Origin of the sequence: Mesorhizobium qingshengii (assembly GCF_900103325.1) — a bacterium.
Taxonomy (GTDB): Bacteria; Pseudomonadota; Alphaproteobacteria; order Rhizobiales; family Rhizobiaceae; genus Mesorhizobium; species Mesorhizobium qingshengii.
Map to the genome: position 1 here is coordinate 381,250 of NZ_FMXM01000004.1, position 17,933 is coordinate 399,182.

The following is a 17,933-nucleotide window of genomic DNA, read 5'->3' on the forward strand; positions in this document are numbered from 1 at the left end:
GAGGACAGATGCTGGTCACCGAAGGCGCATTGCCGGATGAAATCACCGATCTGTCGTCCGGCTACCGGCGCGTGCCGGCCGGCAAGATCGTCAATGCGGTGACCTGGATGGAAGCGCGCGCCCCGGTGCTGGGTCTCGCCCAGCCGTTGGCCATGACCCGGATCACCAAGCCCGACCGCACTTCGTACCGTGCGATCTTCCTCGAGATCGGCGCTCCCTGGCTGTGGGACCGCGCTGCAGAAATGTCTGATGCCGAAGTTGCCGCGCACTTCGCCGACCCCCGCCAGCATGTCTATTACGGCCATGATGATAGCGGCGACCATGTCGGCATGGTCGAATTCTCCGTGGCGGACGACAATGAGATCGAGATCACCTATTTCGGCCTGTTCCCGTCCTTGCCCGGCAGGGGCCTTGGCAAGCGGCTGATGGCCGGCGCGCTTGATCAGGCATGGCGCCTCAGCCCTCGCCGCATCTGGCTGCACACCAGCAGCATCGATCATCACAGCGTCATCGGTTTCTACCGGGCTTGCGGGTTTGAACCCTATGCGGCCGGTTTCGAAATCACCGACGACCCCCGGATCATGGGAACCCTGCCGCGCGATGCGGCCCCGCAAATCCCATTGATCGAAACGGAATGGGTGCCCAGCGCCAGATGAAACCGTCTTCGCAACCCGACAGCCAGGCATCGCCCCATCATCGCCGGTGGGTAAGGCGCGAAAACATCCTGTCGAGGCTGGAGCGGCACATCAACACGCGCATCGTGCTGTTCGCCGCGCCTGCAGGCTTCGGCAAGTCGACGACGATGGCGCAGTGGGCGGCGGAAGTCGCGCGCCACGGACGGTTGACCGCATGGCTGTCCTGCGAAGCGACGGACAATGACGAAGGTGCCTTCCTGTCGCATCTGGTGGGGGCGCTGCGCCACCTCGTCCAGAACCCGGCCGAGCTCGACCTTGCCTTCCAGTCGAGCCCGATCCCGCAGCTCGACGTGGTGCTGGCAGCACTGGTCGCGGGTTTTGCGGCGCGCGACGCCGACATCACCCTGTTCTTCGACGACTTCCACGCCATCGAAGCGCCGGCGGTGAAGCGGTTTATGGAGCGGCTGACCCGGCAGGCGCCCGCCAACGTCGCCTTCGTCATCGGTTCGCGCAACCTGCCCGACCTGCAGCTCGGCAAGCTCAGGGTGCTTGGCGATGTTTTCGAAATCGGCCCGGACGATCTGCGCTTCGCCTCGTCAGAAGCCGAAGCCTTCTTCAACGACAAATTGGGCCTGAGCGTCAGCAGCGGCACGGTGGAGACCTTGTGCTCACGGACCGAAGGCTGGGCCGCCGGCCTGCAACTCGCCTCGCTGTCGCTCAGTGCCGCGCATGCGCCGGAAACCGTTATCGGCAATTTCACCGGTGCCAACCGCAACGTCGCCGATTTCCTGATGGGCGAAGTCTTCCTCGGGCTGCCGCCGGCGCTGGCGAAATTCCTGCTGCACAGTTCCATCTTCGAGCGCTTCAGCGCCGAGGCCTGCCGGGCGGTGATGCGCGCTGCAGACGCCGAGGCTGATATCACGGAGATCGAGACCCGCAATCTGTTCCTGGTGCCGCTCGACGAGGAGCGGCGCTGGTTCCGCTATCATCATCTGTTCCACGACTTCCTCAGCCGCGAAATGGAACGGCGCGAACCGGAGATGATCGCACCGCTGCATCTGGCCGCCGCCGAATGGTTTGGCGAACGCAAGATGCTGACCGAGGCGATCGGACATGCGCTCGCCGCCGGCGACCAGGCCCGCGCGGCGGTGTTCGTCGAGAACAATGCGCTCGAACTCATCGCCCAGTGCCAACTGCTTTATGTGCGCCAGTTGCTGGCACTGCTGCCGAAGAAACTGGTCGACCAGCGCATCCGGCTGCAACTCGTCGTGTTGTGGCTGGCGGTGCACTCAAGCCAGCCCGAGATTGCCCAGCAGACGCTCGCCGATGCGCGCAAGCTCGTCGAGACCGGGCCGGCCGACGGCAAGGATCCGGGCACATTGACCGGCACGACGATCGAGGCCGAGATCGTGGTCCTCGAAGCCGCCGTGCACAGCACGCTGGAGCAGTTCGAGGCCGCGCGCGATACCGCGCTGGCCGCCCTGCGCATCATCGCCCCCGATGCCTGGTTCATGGAGGGTGCGACCGCCAATGTCATCGGCTACAATCTCTACGCGCTGGGCGACCTCGAAGGCGCACGCGCGGCAGCGGACGCGGCGCGCAAGGCGCATGAGCGAAGCGGCAGCCTGCTCGGCGTCACCATCGCCAATTGCTACATGGCAGTCATCGAGCGATCGGCCGGCCGCCTGCCCGCCGCCGAGCGGCTGCTGCGCAACACCATCATCGAGGCCAGGACGCGGATCGGGGCAAACTCCTATGCCGAGGCGCTCGCCGGAACGCTGCTCGCCGAACTCGCCTACGAGACCAACGCCTCCGGCGAGGCGCTGACGCTGGTCGAGAATCTCGGGCCGCTAATCGAGGGCGCCGCGGTCATCGTCTATCCCCTGGCCAGCGTACCGACCTATGCCCGTGTGCTGCAGCTGACCGGTCGCGGCGACGCGGCATTGGATATGCTGGAACGCGTCTACCAGCGTGTGCGCGGCTCCGTCTACCGTCGCCTCGCTTCGGTGCTGGTGCATGATCGCATCCGGCTGCTCATCGACCAGAACCGCGTCGCCGAGGCGCGCGCCCTGCTGAGCGAGCATCGCCGCGAAAGCGCTGAACCCGCCCCCACTGTCGCCAACGAATTCGAGTTCTTCGCCGAAGGCCGGCTGTTGACGGTGGAGAAATCCTACGCGGCTGCCGCGGCGCTTTTCGACACGCTGCTGGAGCGAACGAAAAGCAGCGGGCGCATGCGCCGCCACATACTGGCGCTGATCCTACGCGCCAAGAATGCCGGCCCGGACCAGCGCGAGGCCGATCGCCATCTCCTTGAAGCGCTGCGCCTTGCCCAGCCTTCAGGCTTTATCCGCTCCTTCGTCGATGAGGGCAGGCCTGTTGTCGAAGGGCTGATGCGGCTGCGCGCCGCTCAGGCAAAGACCGACCCCGCCCTTTCGGCCTATGCGACGCGCATCATCGATGCCGCGCAGACGATGCCTGTCGCGACACGCAAGCCCGCCGCACCAGCCGAGAAGGAACAGCTGACCCAGCGCGAGTCCGAGCTGCTGCTCTGCCTGTCGGAAGGCCTGTCCAACAGGGATATCGCGGTGGCGCTGTCGGTGAGCGAGACGACGGTGAAATGGCATTTGAAGAACATTTTCGGCAAGCTCTCGGTATCGAACCGCGTCCAGGCCGTGCGCGCCGCGCAGGCCGCCGCGAACCTCCGTCCCCCTCCGAAAGGAGGGGCATAGGCATCTGGCACACCCCCCTCTTTCGGGTCGGGCCATGAGATCGTTACCCTGCTAGCGTCCTCTGGATTTCAGAGGACGCTGCTTATGGCGACAGGTTACGTTTTTCACGAACAGCTGATGTGGCATGACACCGGCTCCAGCGCCGACATGATGCCTCCCGGCCGTTTCGTGGAACCCGGCCGGCATCTGGAATCGCCCGGCTCGAAGCGCCGGTTGAACAATCTCATCCAGGTCAGCGGCCTGTCGCGCCACCTGGTGCCGATTATCCCCGAGCCGGTCTCGGTCGAAGACCTGCTGCGCGTGCACACGCAACGCCACGTCGACGATATCAGGATGCTCAGCGAGCGGGGTTCCGGTTTCGCCGGACCGCAAGCGCCGATCGGCCTCAACAGTTTCGACATCGCCCTGCTGTCGGCCGGCACCACCTATGCGGCTATGCGCGCCGTGCTGACCGGCCGCGTCGACAACGCCTACGCGCTGGCGCGGCCGCCCGGGCACCATGCCGAACCCGATCAGGCGTTGGGCAACTGCCTTTTCTCCAACATCGGCGTCTCCGTGCGCCGGCTGCAGCACGAAGGCCTGCTTGGCCGCGCCGCGATAGTCGACTGGGATGTGCATCACGGCAACGGGACCGAGACGGTTTTCTATTCCGACCCATCGGTGCTGACCATTTCCGTGCACCAGGACAATCTCTATCCGACCGGTCGCGGCGCACTGGCCGACAACGGCAAGGACGCCGGCGAAGGCTACAACATCAACATCCCGCTGCCGGCCGGCAGCGGCACAGGTGCCTACGAATCGACCTTCGACCGCGTCGTCGCCCCTGCACTGCGCGCCTTCAAGCCCGATCTCGTCATCGTCGCTTCCGGCTTCGATGCGTCTGGCTTCGATCCGCTCGGCCGCATGATGCTGAACAGCGAGTGCTTCCGACGCCTCGCCGCGCGCATGGTGGCGCTGGCCGCCGAGACGTCGCAGGGACGCCTGATGATGACCCATGAAGGCGGCTACTCCGAGGGCTATGTGCCGTTCTGCGGCCATGCCGTCATCGAGACACTGGCCAATCATCGTACCGAGGTGGTCGACCCGCTGTCGGACCATATCGACGAATGGGCCGGGCAGGATCTGCAGCCGCATCAGGCTGATGTGATCAATGCCGCCGAAGCCATGCTTGCGGGCCTGCGCCAACGCCTCGCCAGCGCGGCCTGACGCGATGGACTTTGTCGTCACCACGCTCCTCAACGCACTGACGCTGATCAGCATCCTGATGTTGGTCGGGCTCGGGCTGGCGATCAGCTTCGGCCTGATGAACGTGACCAATCTGGCGCATGGCGAGTTCGTCACCGTCGGCGCCTTCGCCGTCTATTTCGTCCAGAGCATCGGTGGCTCGTTCTGGCTAGGCCTCGCCGCGGCACCCATCGCCGGCGCGGTGGTCGGCTGCATCCTGGAATTCGCCATCATCCGGCATCTCTATTCGCGGCCGGTGTCGACCGTGCTCGCCACCTGGGGCGTCAGCCTGATCCTGCAGCAAGGGCTGGAACTGACATTCGGTCTCGGCGCCAAACCGGTGACGCCGCCGATCGAAGGCACGTTCGACCTGTTTTTCACCGTCTATCCGGCCTACCGGCTGATCCTGATTGCTATCGCCATGGTGACTTTGCTCGGCGTCGTCCTGCTGATCAGCCGGACGTCGTTCGGCCTCGATATCCGAACCGTTATCCAGAACCGCGAGATGGCCGAGGGCGTCGGCATCAACACGCGGCGCACCTACGCCATCGCCTTCACTTTCGGCGCGGCCATCGCCGGGCTTGCCGGCGGGCTGGTCGCGCCGCTTGCGATCGTGCTGCCGCAGATGGGGGTGAACTATCTCGCCAACGCCTTCTTCGTCGTCATCGTCGGCGGTGTCGGCTCGATCGGCGGCCTGGTCGCCGGCAGCGTCTTCGTCGGTGGGCTGACCAGCGTCCTCAACTACCAGATATCGCCATCACTGGCGCAGGCGATCGTGCTGCTCGCGGCCATCGTCGCTGTCCGGCTGCGGCCCAACGGACTGTTCAACGGGGCAGCGCGATGATCGCCCGGGACCGCAACTGGCTGCTGGTCTTCGCCGTCTGCGTAGGACTCACCATCGTCTATCCGTTCATCGCCGACGGTTACCAGCTGACGGTGATCCGCGACGCGCTGATCTTCGGCCTGTTCGCGGCGAGCCTCGACTTCTTCTGGGGCCGTACCGGCATTCTCTGCTTCGGCCACGCCGCCTTCTTCGGCATCGGCGGCTACATCATGGCACTGGTCACGCTCAACGACGCCATCCCTTTCGCCAGCCTGCTCGGTATGATGGGCGCGGTGACTGGTGCTGCCTTCGTCGCCGCCATCATCGGCTACTTCCTGTTCTTCGGCGGCATCCGCGGCAGCTATTTCACCATCGTCACGCTGGCCATGGGCGTCATCTGCCAGCAGGCTGCGGTGTCCTGGAGCTCGGTCACCGGCGGCGACAGCGGCCTAATCGGCATTCCGCCGATCGAATTCGATGTTGGCGGTACGCATCTCGATCTCAGCCAGGATCTGCCCTCCTATATCTTCGTCTCGGCTATCGTCGCCGTGGTCGTGCTGGCTCTGTGGTCGATCAGCCGTGGCCGCTGGGGCACGGTGCTGACCGCCATCCAGGACAATGAGGTCCGGGCGGCGGCACTCGGTCACAACGCACCCTTGCGACTGCTCGTCACCTTCGTCCTCTCGGCAGCCATCGCCGGTCTTGCCGGCGCGCTTTATGTCTGCATGGCGGGTCTGGTGGCACCCGATCTTTCCGGGCTGCTTCTGTCCACGGAGGTCATCGTCTGGGTGGCGGTCGGCGGGCGCGGCACACTGCTTGGTCCCGTTCTCGGCGCCATCTTCATCCAGCGCGCCCAGCAGACGATCAGCAGCTTCAATCCAAGCCTGTGGCCACTCCTGCTCGGCTGCGTCTTCGTCGTCATCGTCTTTGTCTTGCCGGATGGCATCCTGTCGATCTACGCGCGGCTGAAGGCTCTGCTCAAGGGTCGGAGGCGCGCGTCATGAGCGACGTCCTGCTCCAGGCCGAGAATGTCGGCATCCGCTTTGGCGGGCTGCAGGCGCTTGAGGCGTTGAACCTCACTGTGCGCGACAAGGAACTTTGCTGCATCATCGGGCCGAACGGCGCCGGCAAGAGCACGTTCCTCAATGTTTTGACCGGCACGCTTCGCCCAACCAGCGGCAGCGTGCGGTTTCTCGGCCACGACATTGCCGGCCTGCCGCTGCACCGCATCGCCCGGCTCGGCATCGCGCGAAAATTCCAGATCCCGTCGGTGTTCCCGAGCCTCTCGGTCGAGGACAACCTGAAGGTGGCGCGGTGGGGCGTCCCCTCGCCGGTTCGCCCGGTCGGTGACCTGCTGGAACTGGTCGCACTCGGCAATCGCGCCGCCACGCTGGCCGGTGAACTCGCGCATGGCCAGAAGCAATGGCTGGAGATCGGCATGGCGCTGGCGATCGAACCAAAGCTGCTGCTGCTCGACGAGCCGACCGCCGGCATGACACCTCAGGAGACGTTGGCGACAGCCGAGATGCTGCTGCGGCTGAAAGGTGAGTTCTCGATCGTCGCCGTCGAACACGACATTCGCTTCGTGCGGGCGCTGAACTGCGAGACGCTGGTGCTGCATCAGGGGCGCCGCCTGCGCAGCGGTCCTTTCCACGACATCGAGACCGACGAAATGGTCCGCGACGTCTATCTGGGGAGGCGCTGACCATGCTGCGGACACTTGCCGTCTCCGCCGGCTACGGCCTGCTCCCGGTGCTGAACGGCATCGACCTCAGCGTCGCGCCGGGCGAAGTCGTCGGCCTGCTCGGCCGCAACGGCGCCGGCAAGACGACACTGCTGCGCGTCATCGCTGGCGCCTTGCGGGCGACCGGCGGGGCGGTGGTTCTCGGCGACCAGGACCTTACCAATGCTCCCGCCTTCCGCCGGGCGCGTGCCGGCATCGCGCATGTGCCGCAAGGGCGCGGCATCTTCAACCAGCTGACCATGCGACAGAACCTCGAAGTTGGCACCCGCGCCGCGAGGGATCGTGCCGCCGGCGGCATTCCTGACGACATCTTCGGCTATTTTCCGATCCTGCGCGAACGCGAAGCCCAGGTCGCCGGGACGCTCTCGGGTGGCCAACAACAGATGCTGGCGATCGGCCGCGCACTGTGCGGCTTGCCGTCGGCACTGCTGCTCGACGAGCCCTCGGAAGGCATCCAGCCGAACATCGTGCAGTCGATCGCCGAACTGGTGCCGCGCATCGCCCGCGAGCGCGGCATCGCGATCGTTCTCGTCGAACAGAATCTCGATCTCGTTCTCAAGGCGGCGGATCGCTGCCTGGTGATGGAGAAGGGCAGGATCGTGCATGCAGGCGCGCCGGAGGCGTTCGCCGACGAGACCCTGCTCAAGGATTTGTTGGCTTTGTAAGGCGTGCCTGAAGCGCGCCTGGGACTTGCTGGCTTTGTAAGGCGTGCATGGGGCGCGCCTGGACTGGAAGGGAACACAACAATGATAAGCAGAAGAACGATCCTGAAATCCGGCGGCGCTGCGGCCGCCTTCGCCATGGTCGGCGCGCCGGCAATCCTGCGCGCCGCCGACACCGTCAAGGTCGGCCTGTCGATCCCGATCACCGGGCTGCAGGCGATCCTCGGCGAGACGCTGCTCAATTGCTACAAGCTGGCCGCCGCCGAGCTCAACGCCGCCAACGGCATTAGCGGCCGTCAGGTCGAGTTGTTCATCGAAGACAACCAGACCACGACCAAGGGCGCGATCGACAAGGCGCGCAAGCTGCTCAACGAAGACAAGGTCGACGTGATCATGGGCACGATCATTTCGCCCGAGCGCAGTGCGACGCTATCGGTGACCTCGAAGGCCAAGAAGCTGTTCTTCTACCCGACCAATTTCGAGGGCGGCGAATGCAACCGCTACTTCGTCGCCACCGGCCCGATCCCGATGCAGCAGGTCGACCCGATGATGCCATGGGTGGCCGAGAACCTCGGCAAGACGATCTACATCATGGCTTCGGATTATGCCTGGCCGCAAAAGATGACCGAGGCGATCACGGCGGCCTATGAGAAGGCCGGCGGCAAGATCATCGGCGCCGACTACTATCCCTTCGGCACCACGGATTTCGGCCCCGCCTTCCAGAAGATCAAGTCGCTGAAGCCCGATGTCGTCTGGTCGATGGTGGTCGGTAACGACGCCGTCACCCAGCTCAAGCAGTATCGCTCCTTCGACATCAAGCAGCCGCTGATCGCGCCGCTCGACGAGGTTTTCAACAAGGACGCGCTGCCGCCCGGCGTGGCGGCCGGCACCTACGCGCCGCAGCCCTACTGGATGGCGCTCGACAATCCGGTCAACAAGAAGTTCATCTCGAGCTTCCGCGAAAAGTTCGGCCAGGAGAAGATGGTCAACGGCATCGGCGAAGCCGGCTACAACGGCCTGCATCTCTACGCGCTGGCCGCCGAGAAGGCCGGATCGCTGAAGGACGACGATGTGCTCAAGGCACTGCCAACCATCGAGTTCGACGCGCCGCAAGGCAAGATCCGCGTCGACGCCTCCAACAACCACACGCTCTGCCACTCCTATGTCGGCAAGGCGGCGGCCGACGGCATCGGCTACGAGATCGTCAAGGATTTCGGCACCATCGCGCCGGTAACGCCCTACTGCAAGGTGTAGGGAATTTCGGCTGCACCTCCAGGCAATCCTGACGGCGGCGTTGTCGCTGTCGTCAGGGCGTCTGCGGCGCGGGCAGCCGCTCGCGCAGTTCGTCGACGAGGACCCTGGTATTTTCGGAATAGTCGATGGGCACGACGACGAGATGCACGCCGCCGCCGGCGAAGGCCTGTTCCAGCGCCGGCCGCAATTCGGCAATCGCGTCAACACTGGTCCCCTTGGCGCCATAGGCCTCGGCGTATTTGACGAAATCGGGATTGCCGAAGGTCATGCCGAAATCCGGAAATTCATCGACCGCCTGCTTCCAGCGGATCATGCCGTAGGCATGGTCTTCCAACAGCAGGACGACGAGGTTGAGCTTGAGCCTGACGGCGGTCTCCAGTTCCTGGCTGTTCATCATGAAGCCGCCGTCGCCGCAGATGGCCATGACACGGCGCTGGGGATAGAGCAGTGCCGCCATCATCGCCGACGGCAAGCCCGCGCCCATGGTGGCGAGCGCGTTGTCGAGCAGCAGCGTGTTTGCCATGCGCGTGCGGTAGTTGCGCGCAAACCAGATCTTGTACATGCCGTTGTCGAGGGCGAGGATCCCGTCCGCCGGCATCACAGCACGCACATCGTGCACGATGCGCTGTGGCGTGAAACGGTCTTCGGTGGCGCGCGCGGCGATCCGGCTCAAAATGCGTTCCCGCAGTGGCAGCAGGGCCTGCGCATTGGGGATCTTGCCCCCGATACGATCCGCCAGCAGCGCCAGCGAAGGACCGAGGTCACCGACGATCTCGGCCTGCGGAAAATAGACCTGCTCGACATCGGCGGAGTGATAGCCGACATGGATGACCGTCGGCCCCTTGGCGCCCATGATGAAAGGCGGCTTCTCGACCGTGTCGTGGCCGATGGTGATGATCAGATCGGCCTGCTCGATGGCCTCGTGTACATAGTCGCGTTCCGAAAGTGCTGCCGTTCCCATGTAGAGCTCGGTTCCGCCCGGTACGGTGCCCTTGCCCATCTGCGTGGTGAAATAGGGAATTTGCGTGCGCAGGACGAACTGGGCGACGTCAGGAGTGACGCGGGGCCGCGACGCCGCCGCGCCGAACATCAGCAGCGGACGCTTGGCTTCCATGATCATGCGGGCGGCGCGATCGAGCGCGACCGCGCTGGCCAGGGGCAGCTCGACCGGATGCGTCGGCACAAGCGCGACAGGCTCACACTCCGCCGCGGCAATGTCTTCCGGCAATTCCAGATGCACGGGGCCGGGACGCTCTTCCTGGGCGACGCGAAAGGCTTCGCGAACCAGTGACGGAATCATCTTCGGCGAGACGATCTGGCGCGACAGCTTGGTTAGCGGCTTCATCGCCGCGACGATGTCGACGATCTGGAAGCGCGCCTGCCGGGATGACAGGATGCCCTTCTGGCCGGTGATCATGATCATCGGCATCGCGCCGAGCAGCGCATAGGCCGAGCCGGTTGTCAGATTGAGCGCGCCGGGGCCAAGCGTGGTGATGCAGACACCTGCCTTGCCGGTGAGCCTGCCATAGGTGGCGGCCATGAAGGCGGCCGCCTGCTCGTGGCGGGTCAGGATCAGTTGTATCGACGAGCGCCGGATCGACTCGACGATGTCCAGATTTTCCTCGCCCGGAATGCCGAAGATCCGCTCGACCCCTTCGTTCTCGAGGGCCGCAACGAACAGATCCGAACCTTTGGTCATGAACCAACTCTCCTGCAATGCGAACATTCCGTCAGCCACCCTCATATGGCACCGGAACGCGACGCCTCAAAGAGGCTACGGATCGTAGCAACAACCATTGCCCGTCTTCGGATCCAGCACTAGCTCAGCGATCCGACACCATTATGCCGAATCGGGCGATCTCAGCCGCAATGCCAACAAATCATTCGCGCGGGCAAGATCGCCCTTGAAGGCGTGGCTCCGCATTCCTAGCTGTCTGATGCGGGCCGGGCCCCTCTGACGATCCCTTTTGGTGATTGTGATGTCGGACCGCTTTAACGGGCCCGTTCCTTCCTTTTCGGTCAAGCGGGCTCATTCCTTTCGGTTTGGAGCCCCGCATGACATCTTCCCTCCTTGGTCTGGTTTGCCCCTCCTGCCGCGTCGCGCTCACAATGAGCGAACGCCAGGGGATCGAGATCGATTACTGTCCACAGTGCCGCGGCGTCTGGCTTGATCGAGGCGAACTCGACAAGATCATCGAGCGTTCCGGCAGGGAGGCGCCGCCCGCGCCGCAGCCGCAGCCGGCGGCATTCTCCCAGCCGCAACACGGTCGCGATGACGATTATTCCCGCTCGCAGGGCCACCGCTATCCGAAGCGGAAGAAATCCTTCTTCGAAGAATTGTTCGATTGACGCATGACGCCGCCCGGCAACCGGGCCGGCATTCTGAAAATTTCCAAAAAACCACATTGATAAAGGTTCATCCCCGATGATCTCTCGCACCAGCCGATTTGCCACCCTCTTTGCAGGACTGTTCCTTGCCTTCTCCATGGTCGCGATCGATCATGCCGAGGCTCGTCGCGGCGGTAGTTTCGGCAGTCGCGGCACGCGCACGTTCCATTCGGCGCCCCCGACCAGGACCGCACCGGCGCCGACCGCTCCGCTCGAACGTTCGATGACGCCCAACACCGGTGTGAACACTCCAGCCCGGCAGCCGCAGGCCGGCCTGCAGAGGCCCGGCTTCATGAGCGGCTTCGGCGGAACGATGATACGGGGTCTGCTGCTCGGCGGCCTGATCGGCCTGCTCGTGGGCCAAGGCTTCGGCGGGCTGGCCGGGATGTTCGGTTTCCTGCTTCAGGCCCTGCTCATCGGTGGCGCGATCATGCTGGCTATCCGCTTCTTCCGGTCGCAATCCGCGCGTGGCCCTGCCCCAGCGCTCGCCGGTGCAGGCTATGGCCAAGCTTCGCGATTTGAGAACCGCGCAATGGCACAGCAGCAGACGGACCCTGCACGCTCCTTCACGATTCCCGGCTTTGGCGGCGGTTCGGGCGGCGGCTCTCCGGCCGCGGGTTCCGAGGACATCACGCTGGCTCAGACCGACCTCGACGCATTCCAGCAGCTGTTGACCGATGTCCAGGAAGCATTCGGGCGCGAAGACCATGCCGCTCTGCGTCGGGCGACGACGCCCGAGATGGTGTCCTATCTGTCGGAAGAGCTGGCCGACAATGCCCAGAAAGGTCTCAGGAACGAGGTGTCTGACATCACCTTGCTGCAGGCCGACATCGCGGAAAGCTGGCGCGAGGATGACCGCGACTACGCCACGGCGGCACTGCGCTACGAGTCTCGTGACGTGACGCGCGAACGGGCCAGCGGCAAGATCGTCGAGGGCGACGGGGACCATCCGACAGAGACGACCGAGTTGTGGACATTCACGCGTGAGAATGGCTCGAACTGGAAGCTCTCGGCAATACAACAGGCATGAGCCTGGTTAGTTGCAGGCGGTTCAACGCACGATCTTGACGCACATTGGCGTGCCGATCTCGATGGTGCGGCCGGTGTCGGTCAGTATGCCGCTGTCGGCGTCGCGGACAAAGATCGAGATGCGGTCGGCATTCTGGTTGGCCGAGAACAGATGGCCGCCCGACGGCGTCAGCGCCAGGTTGCGCGGCGTCGCGCCGCCGCAGGGAACATAGCCGACGAGGCTCAAAGCGCCAGTGCCCTGGTCGACCGCCATGATGACGACGCTGTCGTGGCCACGGTTGGAGCCATAGACGAAACGGCCGTCGGGCGAGATCTGGATGTCGGCGCAATGATTGCTGTCGCGCGCCTCGGCCGGCACGGCCGGCCTTGCGTCGATGATCGACAGCTTGCCGGTGGCTTTGTCGAGCGCCATCGACACGATGGTCGAATCCAGCTCGTTCATGACAAAGACGAAGCGCCCGTTGGGATGCAGTGCGAGATGGCGCGGACCGGCGCCCGGCGGCAAAGCGGATTCGGCTGACTTGCTCAGGCTGCCATCATGCTCGACGCGGTAGGATACCAAGCGGTCGATGCCGAGGTCGGCGACAATAGCCGTTCCGCCGGCGATGGTTTCGGTTACGCTGTGGGCATGCGATCGTTCCTGCCGCGCCGCATTCGGGCCGGTGCCTTTATGCGAAACGCTGGCCAGCGGTGCCGACAAGGCACCGTTCTTTTCGAAGCCATAGACCGCCACGGCGCGATCCGGCCCACCCTCGCCCATGCCGTAATTCGCGACCAGCAGTTTCGTCCCGTCCTGGGTGATGGTGTTGTGGGCGGTGATGCTGCCCAGCGAGGGCTGCTTGTTCAGATAGCTGAGCGTCCCCGAGGCACGATCGAAACTGTAGGCGGAAACGGTTCCCTCGCGCCAGGTGAAGACCTCCGAATTGGCGTAGAGGCGAGAGCCATCCGGCGTCACCGACAGGAATGTCGGATTGTCGATGTCATTGGTCTCGGCCAGTTTCCGTGTTCCCAGCGTTTCCTCGTCGAAGCTGTAGACGCTGAGACCGACCCCGCGCGCGCCCTGAAAATAGGGCGCCTCACGGTTCAGGCTGCCGACAAAGACCAGACAATCGCGCATGATTTCCTCCCCTGCCCACCAGCGCTTGGGTGCGCGGGAGCAGCCAAAATTTCGCCTGTTCACGCTTGCAACGCAACCCCATATGTGAAAATACTATTTACAAAAGAAGATTGGAGGGAGGAGATGCCGTGCTTTTCGACGCTTTGATGCGCGTTCAAACGGTTGCCCGGAACCTCGCGAGAGACCATCGGAGCCAGCCATGACCGATTTCGCGCCCACCGTCGGCGTCGCCTCGACGTATCCCAGCAACATGCCCGCGGACCACGCCGCCCTGCCGGTGTGGAACGCCGAGAACTGGTTCTATGAGGACTGGCCCGTTGGCCAGAAGATCCGCTCGTTGCGCCGCACCATGGCCGAAGGCGACAGCCACCTTTTCAACACGCTGGTGCTCGACATCCACCCTTACGTGCAGGACCAGATGTTTGCCGAGACCGAGGGCATTTTCGGCAAGCGGCTGGTGGCCGGCGCCTTTGTCTTCTCGGCCGGCCTGGGGCTGGTCGCCACCAATTGCGTCAATGCCTTCTCCTATGGCTACGACAGGCTGCGTTTCATAAAGCCTGTCTTCATTGGTGACACCATCTATTCGATCCGCTCCAACCTCGACAAGAAGCCCCGCTACAAGGAAATGGGGCTGATCCGCGCCAGCTATGAGGTGTTCAAGGGCGAAGGCGAACTGGTTCTCTATTGCGAGCATCTGCAGACGGTGAAGTACCGCAACCCGGCCGATTTCGTCGGCAAGACGGAGAAATAGCCATGCCGGCAGCAGCCGAATTGCCGCTTGCCGGTCTCGTCGTCGTCGACATGAGCCAGTTCCTGTCCGGGCCCTACTGTTCGCTCAGGCTGCTCGATCTCGGCGCCCGCGTCATCAAGATCGAGCGTCCGGATGGCGGCGACCTGTCGCGCCGGCTCTATCTCAGCGACACCGAGATCGGCGGCGATTCCACCATCTTCCATGCCATCAATCGGGCCAAGGAAAGCCTCGCCATCGACCTCAAGAACGAGGCCGACCTCAAGGCGCTGCGCGGCCTTCTGGCCAAGGCCGACGTGCTCATCCAGAATTTCCGGCCGGGCGTCATCGAGCGGCTCGGCCTTGACTATGAGGCTGTCCGCAAGATCAACCCGCGGCTGGTCTATGCCTCGATCAGCGGCTATGGCGAGGACGGGCCATGGGTCAAGCGTCCGGGCCAGGATCTTCTGGCGCAGTCGCGCTCCGGCGTGATGTGGCTGAACGGCGACGAGGACCAAGGGCCGGTGCCGTTCGGCCTTGCCATCGGCGACATGCTGGCCGGTGCTGCCTGCGCGCAAGGTATCCTGGCGGCGCTGGTGCGGCGCGGCATCACCGGCCAGGGCAGTCATATCGAAACCAGCCTGCTGGAAGCGCTGGTGGATTTCCAGTTCGAGGTGCTGACCACCCATCTCAATGACGGCCGGCGCTTGCCCAAGCGCTCCAACTTCCGCAGCGCGCATGCCTATCTGTCGGCGCCCTATGGCGTGTATCCGGCCAAGGACGGTTATCTGGCCATCGCCATGACGCCGATCCCCAAGCTGGCCGATCTGCTGTCACTCGAGGAGTTGGCGCCCTATCGCGACAATCCGGCATCGTGGTTCACCGCGCGCGACCACATCAAGGCGATCATCGCGCAACGCATCGCCACCAAGACGATCGACGAATGGCTGGCCATTCTCGAGCCGGCCGACATCTGGTGCGCCAAGGTGCTGACCTGGCCGGAGATGCTGGCAAGCGAAGGCTTCCAGTCGCTCGACATGCTGCAGACGGTGACGCGCGAGGACGACGTCTCGATCCTCACCACCAGCTCGCCGCTCAGGGTCGATGGCATCAGGGCCAAGGTCGATCGGGCAGCTCCACGTATCGGCGAGCATAGCGCGGCAATCCGCGAGGAGTTCGGCCTGTGAGCACCCTCAAGGGCATGACCTGGAGCCATCCGCGTGGCTACGATCCGATGGTCGCCTGCTCGTCCCTGTGGCGGCAACGGACGGGTGTCTCGATCGAGTGGGACAAGCGCTCGCTGCAGGATTTCGAGTCCTTCCCGGTCGAGGAACTGGCGCGGGCCTACGATCTCATCGTCATCGACCATCCGCATGTCGGCCAGATCACGGCGGAGCGCTGCCTTGAGCCGCTTGATGTCGTCGCTCGCGAGGCGGAGCGCGCGACGCTCGCGTCGGGTAGCGTCGGCCAGTCCTATCCGAGCTACAACTGGCAGGGGCGGCAGTGGGCGTTTCCGATCGATGCTGCCAGCCAGGTCCAGGCCTGGCGGCCGGATGCGCTCGATGCGCCGCCACCGCGCTGGAGCGATGTGCTCGATCTCGCCCGGCAAGGCCATGTGCTTCTGCCATTGCGGCCGCCGCATGTGCTGATGGTGTTCTACACGCTGGCCGGCAATCTCGGTCATCCCTGCGCGACCGATCCGTCCCGCGACCTCGTCGACATCGAGACGGGCAGCGAAGTCTTCGAGACGATGTGCGAGATCGCGGCGCTGGTCGACCCCGCCTGCTTCGAGATGGATCCGATCGCCGTTTCGGAGCGCATGGCAGAGTCCGGTTCCCGGTTCGTCTGCGCGCCGTTGATCTACGGCTACGTCTCCTATGCGGTGACGGGATTTCGCGCGATCCGGCTGGCCTTCGCCGACATCCCGGTCATCGGCGCGAGCGGCCCCGTCGGTTCGGCGCTCGGTGGCACAGGCATAGCCGTGTCAGCCTTTTCGAAGGCGAAAGAGGCAGCGATCGACTTCGCCTATTGGGTCGCCAGCGGCGATGTCCAGCGCAGCGCCTACGCCGCCGCCGGCGGCCAGCCCGGCCATGAGGCGGCCTGGGAAGACCAGGCCGTCAATGCCGCGACCGGCAACTTCTACAGGGATACGCGCGCAACGCTGGAGGGCGCATGGGTGCGGCCGCGCCATGACGGCTACATGGTGTTCCAGCAGGCGGCATCCGACCGCATCCTTTCCGGCATGACCTCCAGGCATCAGTCCCGACAGGTCGTTGCCGATCTCAATCGCCTGTTCCGGGAGAGCTCCCCGGCGCAGGTGTCCGGCGCTGCCGGTGGAGGAGCCTGAACGAAACCTAACGGGAGGAGAACGAGAATGACAGCAATGATCCGCGGCCTGCTGGCCGCAACGGCGCTTGCCTCGCTTGCAACGACCGCCTTTGCCGAGGACGTGCAAGGCGTCATCGGCGGGCTGCCGACCGAACTCAAGGCGCAATATGACGGCGCGCCGCAGAAGGTGCTGCCCTCGGCCTGGGACAATTTCACCCCGCCGCCGAAGCCGTGGAAATGGTGCCACTCGGAATCCTACCAGGGCAACCCATGGCGGGTCACGGTGACCAAGGAACTGAAGCGGCTGGTCGACGGGCTGATCGCCGACGGCACGGTGTCCAGCTTCGAGGTATCGGATTCCAACAACGACGCCAGCCAGCAGATCAACCAGATCCGCGCCTTCATCGACAAGAAATGCTCGATCATCACCTCGATCCCGGGTTCGGCGACGGCGCTTGACGATGCGATCGATGCCGCAGCCAAGGCCGGCATCCCGTTCATCACCGCGGCCGGTTCGGTGACCAGCCCGAACGCGATCAATGTCGATTCCAACTATGCGCGCTGGGGTTACGACATGATGACGGCGATCGGCAAGGCACAGCCGGACGGCGCCAGCATCCTTTTGGTCGAAGGCATTGCTGGCCACCCGATCGTGGTGCAGGAACGCCAGGGTGCCGACAAGGCGTTGGCCGAGAATCCCAAGCTGAAGATCTCGCGCAACGTCAACGGCAACTGGACTGCCAACGTAACCAAGACGGTGGTGCTGCAGGCCATCGCCACCAACCCGGCACCGATCGACGCGGTGTGGACGACCGGCAGCGAGAGCCGCGTCGTCGCCGAGGCCTTCGCCGAAGCCGGCAGGCCGGCGCCATTGATCACCGGCTCGATCACCGGCGATGCGCTGGGTTACTGGAAAGCCAACCCCGACAAGTACCGCTTCGAAGGCCACGCCGTGCTGCCGCACTGGACCGCCGAAACGCTGTTCCGTGTCGGCGCGCGCATGCTCGACGGCCAGAAGCCGAAGCTGAACACGATGCTGATCCCGATCCCGCCGGTCCACAGCGCCGATCTCGGCCAATGGTACAAGGACTGCATGACGACGGACGCCGTCTCGATCTTCCCGATCCCGCCCAAGGACCCGATGCCGGAGGAATGGCTCGACGCCTATTTCTCGAACCCGGCGCCGACCAAGGGCTGGGATTATTCGAAGGTGCCAGACGCCTGTGCAAAGTGACGCGTGCGCCAAATAGGGTCTCGGCAAGCCGGCTCCTTT

The 17,933-nt window shown here is 64.5% G+C and carries 16 protein-coding genes; 14 read left to right on the plus strand and 2 right to left on the minus strand.

Annotated features, from left to right (window positions below):
* Positions 1–8 precede the first annotated feature (8 nt).
* The 8 genes from BLS48_RS08605 to BLS48_RS08640 all read left to right on the plus strand — a co-directional run bounded on the left by BLS48_RS08605 (position 9) and on the right by BLS48_RS08640 (position 9,071).
* The gene (locus BLS48_RS08605) at positions 9–656 is read left to right on the plus strand and encodes a GNAT family N-acetyltransferase (protein WP_167364998.1); all 648 of its coding nucleotides are present in this window, start codon (positions 9–11) and stop codon (positions 654–656) included.
* Positions 653–3,364, plus strand: coding sequence for a winged helix-turn-helix domain-containing protein (locus tag BLS48_RS08610; RefSeq protein ID WP_091576925.1), 2,712 nt, complete (start codon positions 653–655; stop codon positions 3,362–3,364). The genes BLS48_RS08605 and BLS48_RS08610 overlap by 4 nt, the downstream gene beginning before the upstream one ends.
* 84 nt (positions 3,365–3,448) lie before the next feature.
* The gene (locus BLS48_RS08615) at positions 3,449–4,570 is read left to right on the plus strand and encodes a class II histone deacetylase (RefSeq protein WP_091576740.1); all 1,122 of its coding nucleotides are present in this window, start codon (positions 3,449–3,451) and stop codon (positions 4,568–4,570) included.
* Between the two features lie 4 nt (positions 4,571–4,574).
* Positions 4,575–5,432: an urea ABC transporter permease subunit UrtB gene (urtB, locus tag BLS48_RS08620; protein ID WP_091576927.1), complete on the plus strand. Its 858-nt coding sequence runs from the start codon at positions 4,575–4,577 to the stop codon at positions 5,430–5,432.
* Positions 5,429–6,415 carry a branched-chain amino acid ABC transporter permease gene (locus BLS48_RS08625; protein WP_091576741.1) on the plus strand — a complete coding sequence of 329 codons (987 nt, stop codon included), beginning with the start codon at positions 5,429–5,431 and terminating at the stop codon, positions 6,413–6,415. Before urtB ends, BLS48_RS08625 begins: the two co-directional genes overlap by 4 nt.
* On the plus strand, positions 6,412–7,116 hold the full coding sequence (locus BLS48_RS08630; protein WP_091576743.1) for an ATP-binding cassette domain-containing protein: 705 nt from the start codon (positions 6,412–6,414) through the stop codon (positions 7,114–7,116). The genes BLS48_RS08625 and BLS48_RS08630 overlap by 4 nt, the downstream gene beginning before the upstream one ends.
* A 2-nt stretch (positions 7,117–7,118) precedes the next feature.
* Positions 7,119–7,820: an ABC transporter ATP-binding protein gene (locus tag BLS48_RS08635; protein WP_091576745.1), complete on the plus strand. Its 702-nt coding sequence runs from the start codon at positions 7,119–7,121 to the stop codon at positions 7,818–7,820.
* An 81-nt stretch (positions 7,821–7,901) separates the two neighbouring features.
* Positions 7,902–9,071: a substrate-binding protein gene (locus BLS48_RS08640; RefSeq protein WP_091576747.1), complete on the plus strand. Its 1,170-nt coding sequence runs from the start codon at positions 7,902–7,904 to the stop codon at positions 9,069–9,071.
* Positions 9,072–9,123: 52 nt separating this feature from the next.
* Here BLS48_RS08640 and BLS48_RS08645 read toward each other — a convergent pair whose 3' ends face one another.
* Complete coding sequence (locus BLS48_RS08645) at positions 9,124–10,770, minus strand: acetolactate synthase large subunit (RefSeq protein ID WP_091576928.1); 1,647 nt, start codon at positions 10,768–10,770, stop codon at positions 9,124–9,126.
* A gap of 356 nt (positions 10,771–11,126) precedes the next feature.
* Here BLS48_RS08645 and BLS48_RS08650 point away from each other — a divergent pair, with 356 nt between their 5' ends.
* Together BLS48_RS08650 and BLS48_RS08655 are read left to right on the plus strand one after the other, a co-directional pair.
* On the plus strand, positions 11,127–11,420 hold the full coding sequence (locus BLS48_RS08650; RefSeq protein WP_091576748.1) for a TFIIB-type zinc ribbon-containing protein: 294 nt from the start codon (positions 11,127–11,129) through the stop codon (positions 11,418–11,420).
* 76 nt (positions 11,421–11,496) lie between these two features.
* Positions 11,497–12,489 (plus strand): Tim44 domain-containing protein, encoded by a 993-nt coding sequence (locus BLS48_RS08655; RefSeq protein WP_091576750.1) that lies wholly within the window; start codon positions 11,497–11,499, stop codon positions 12,487–12,489.
* A 21-nt stretch (positions 12,490–12,510) separates the two neighbouring features.
* Here the strand turns inward: BLS48_RS08655 and BLS48_RS08660 are convergent, their stop codons facing one another.
* Positions 12,511–13,605 carry a lactonase family protein gene (locus BLS48_RS08660; RefSeq protein ID WP_167364999.1) on the minus strand — a complete coding sequence of 365 codons (1,095 nt, stop codon included), beginning with the start codon at positions 13,603–13,605 and terminating at the stop codon, positions 12,511–12,513.
* Between the two features lie 199 nt (positions 13,606–13,804).
* On the opposite strand from BLS48_RS08660, the gene BLS48_RS08665 reads away from it, so the two are divergent.
* From BLS48_RS08665 to BLS48_RS08680, 4 genes are read left to right on the plus strand one after another with little or no spacing between them, the layout of a single operon-like run.
* Complete coding sequence (locus tag BLS48_RS08665; protein ID WP_091576751.1) at positions 13,805–14,356, plus strand: MaoC family dehydratase; 552 nt, start codon at positions 13,805–13,807, stop codon at positions 14,354–14,356.
* 2 nt (positions 14,357–14,358) lie between these two features.
* On the plus strand, positions 14,359–15,519 hold the full coding sequence (locus BLS48_RS08670; RefSeq protein ID WP_091576753.1) for a CaiB/BaiF CoA transferase family protein: 1,161 nt from the start codon (positions 14,359–14,361) through the stop codon (positions 15,517–15,519).
* Positions 15,520–15,533: 14 nt separating this feature from the next.
* Entirely contained in the window at positions 15,534–16,679 is a 1,146-nt protein-coding gene (locus BLS48_RS08675) for an extracellular solute-binding protein (protein ID WP_091576931.1), read from the plus strand.
* Positions 16,680–16,706: 27 nt separating this feature from the next.
* Positions 16,707–17,894 (plus strand): ABC transporter substrate-binding protein, encoded by a 1,188-nt coding sequence (locus BLS48_RS08680; protein ID WP_091576755.1) that lies wholly within the window; start codon positions 16,707–16,709, stop codon positions 17,892–17,894.
* Positions 17,895–17,933 lie beyond the last annotated feature (39 nt).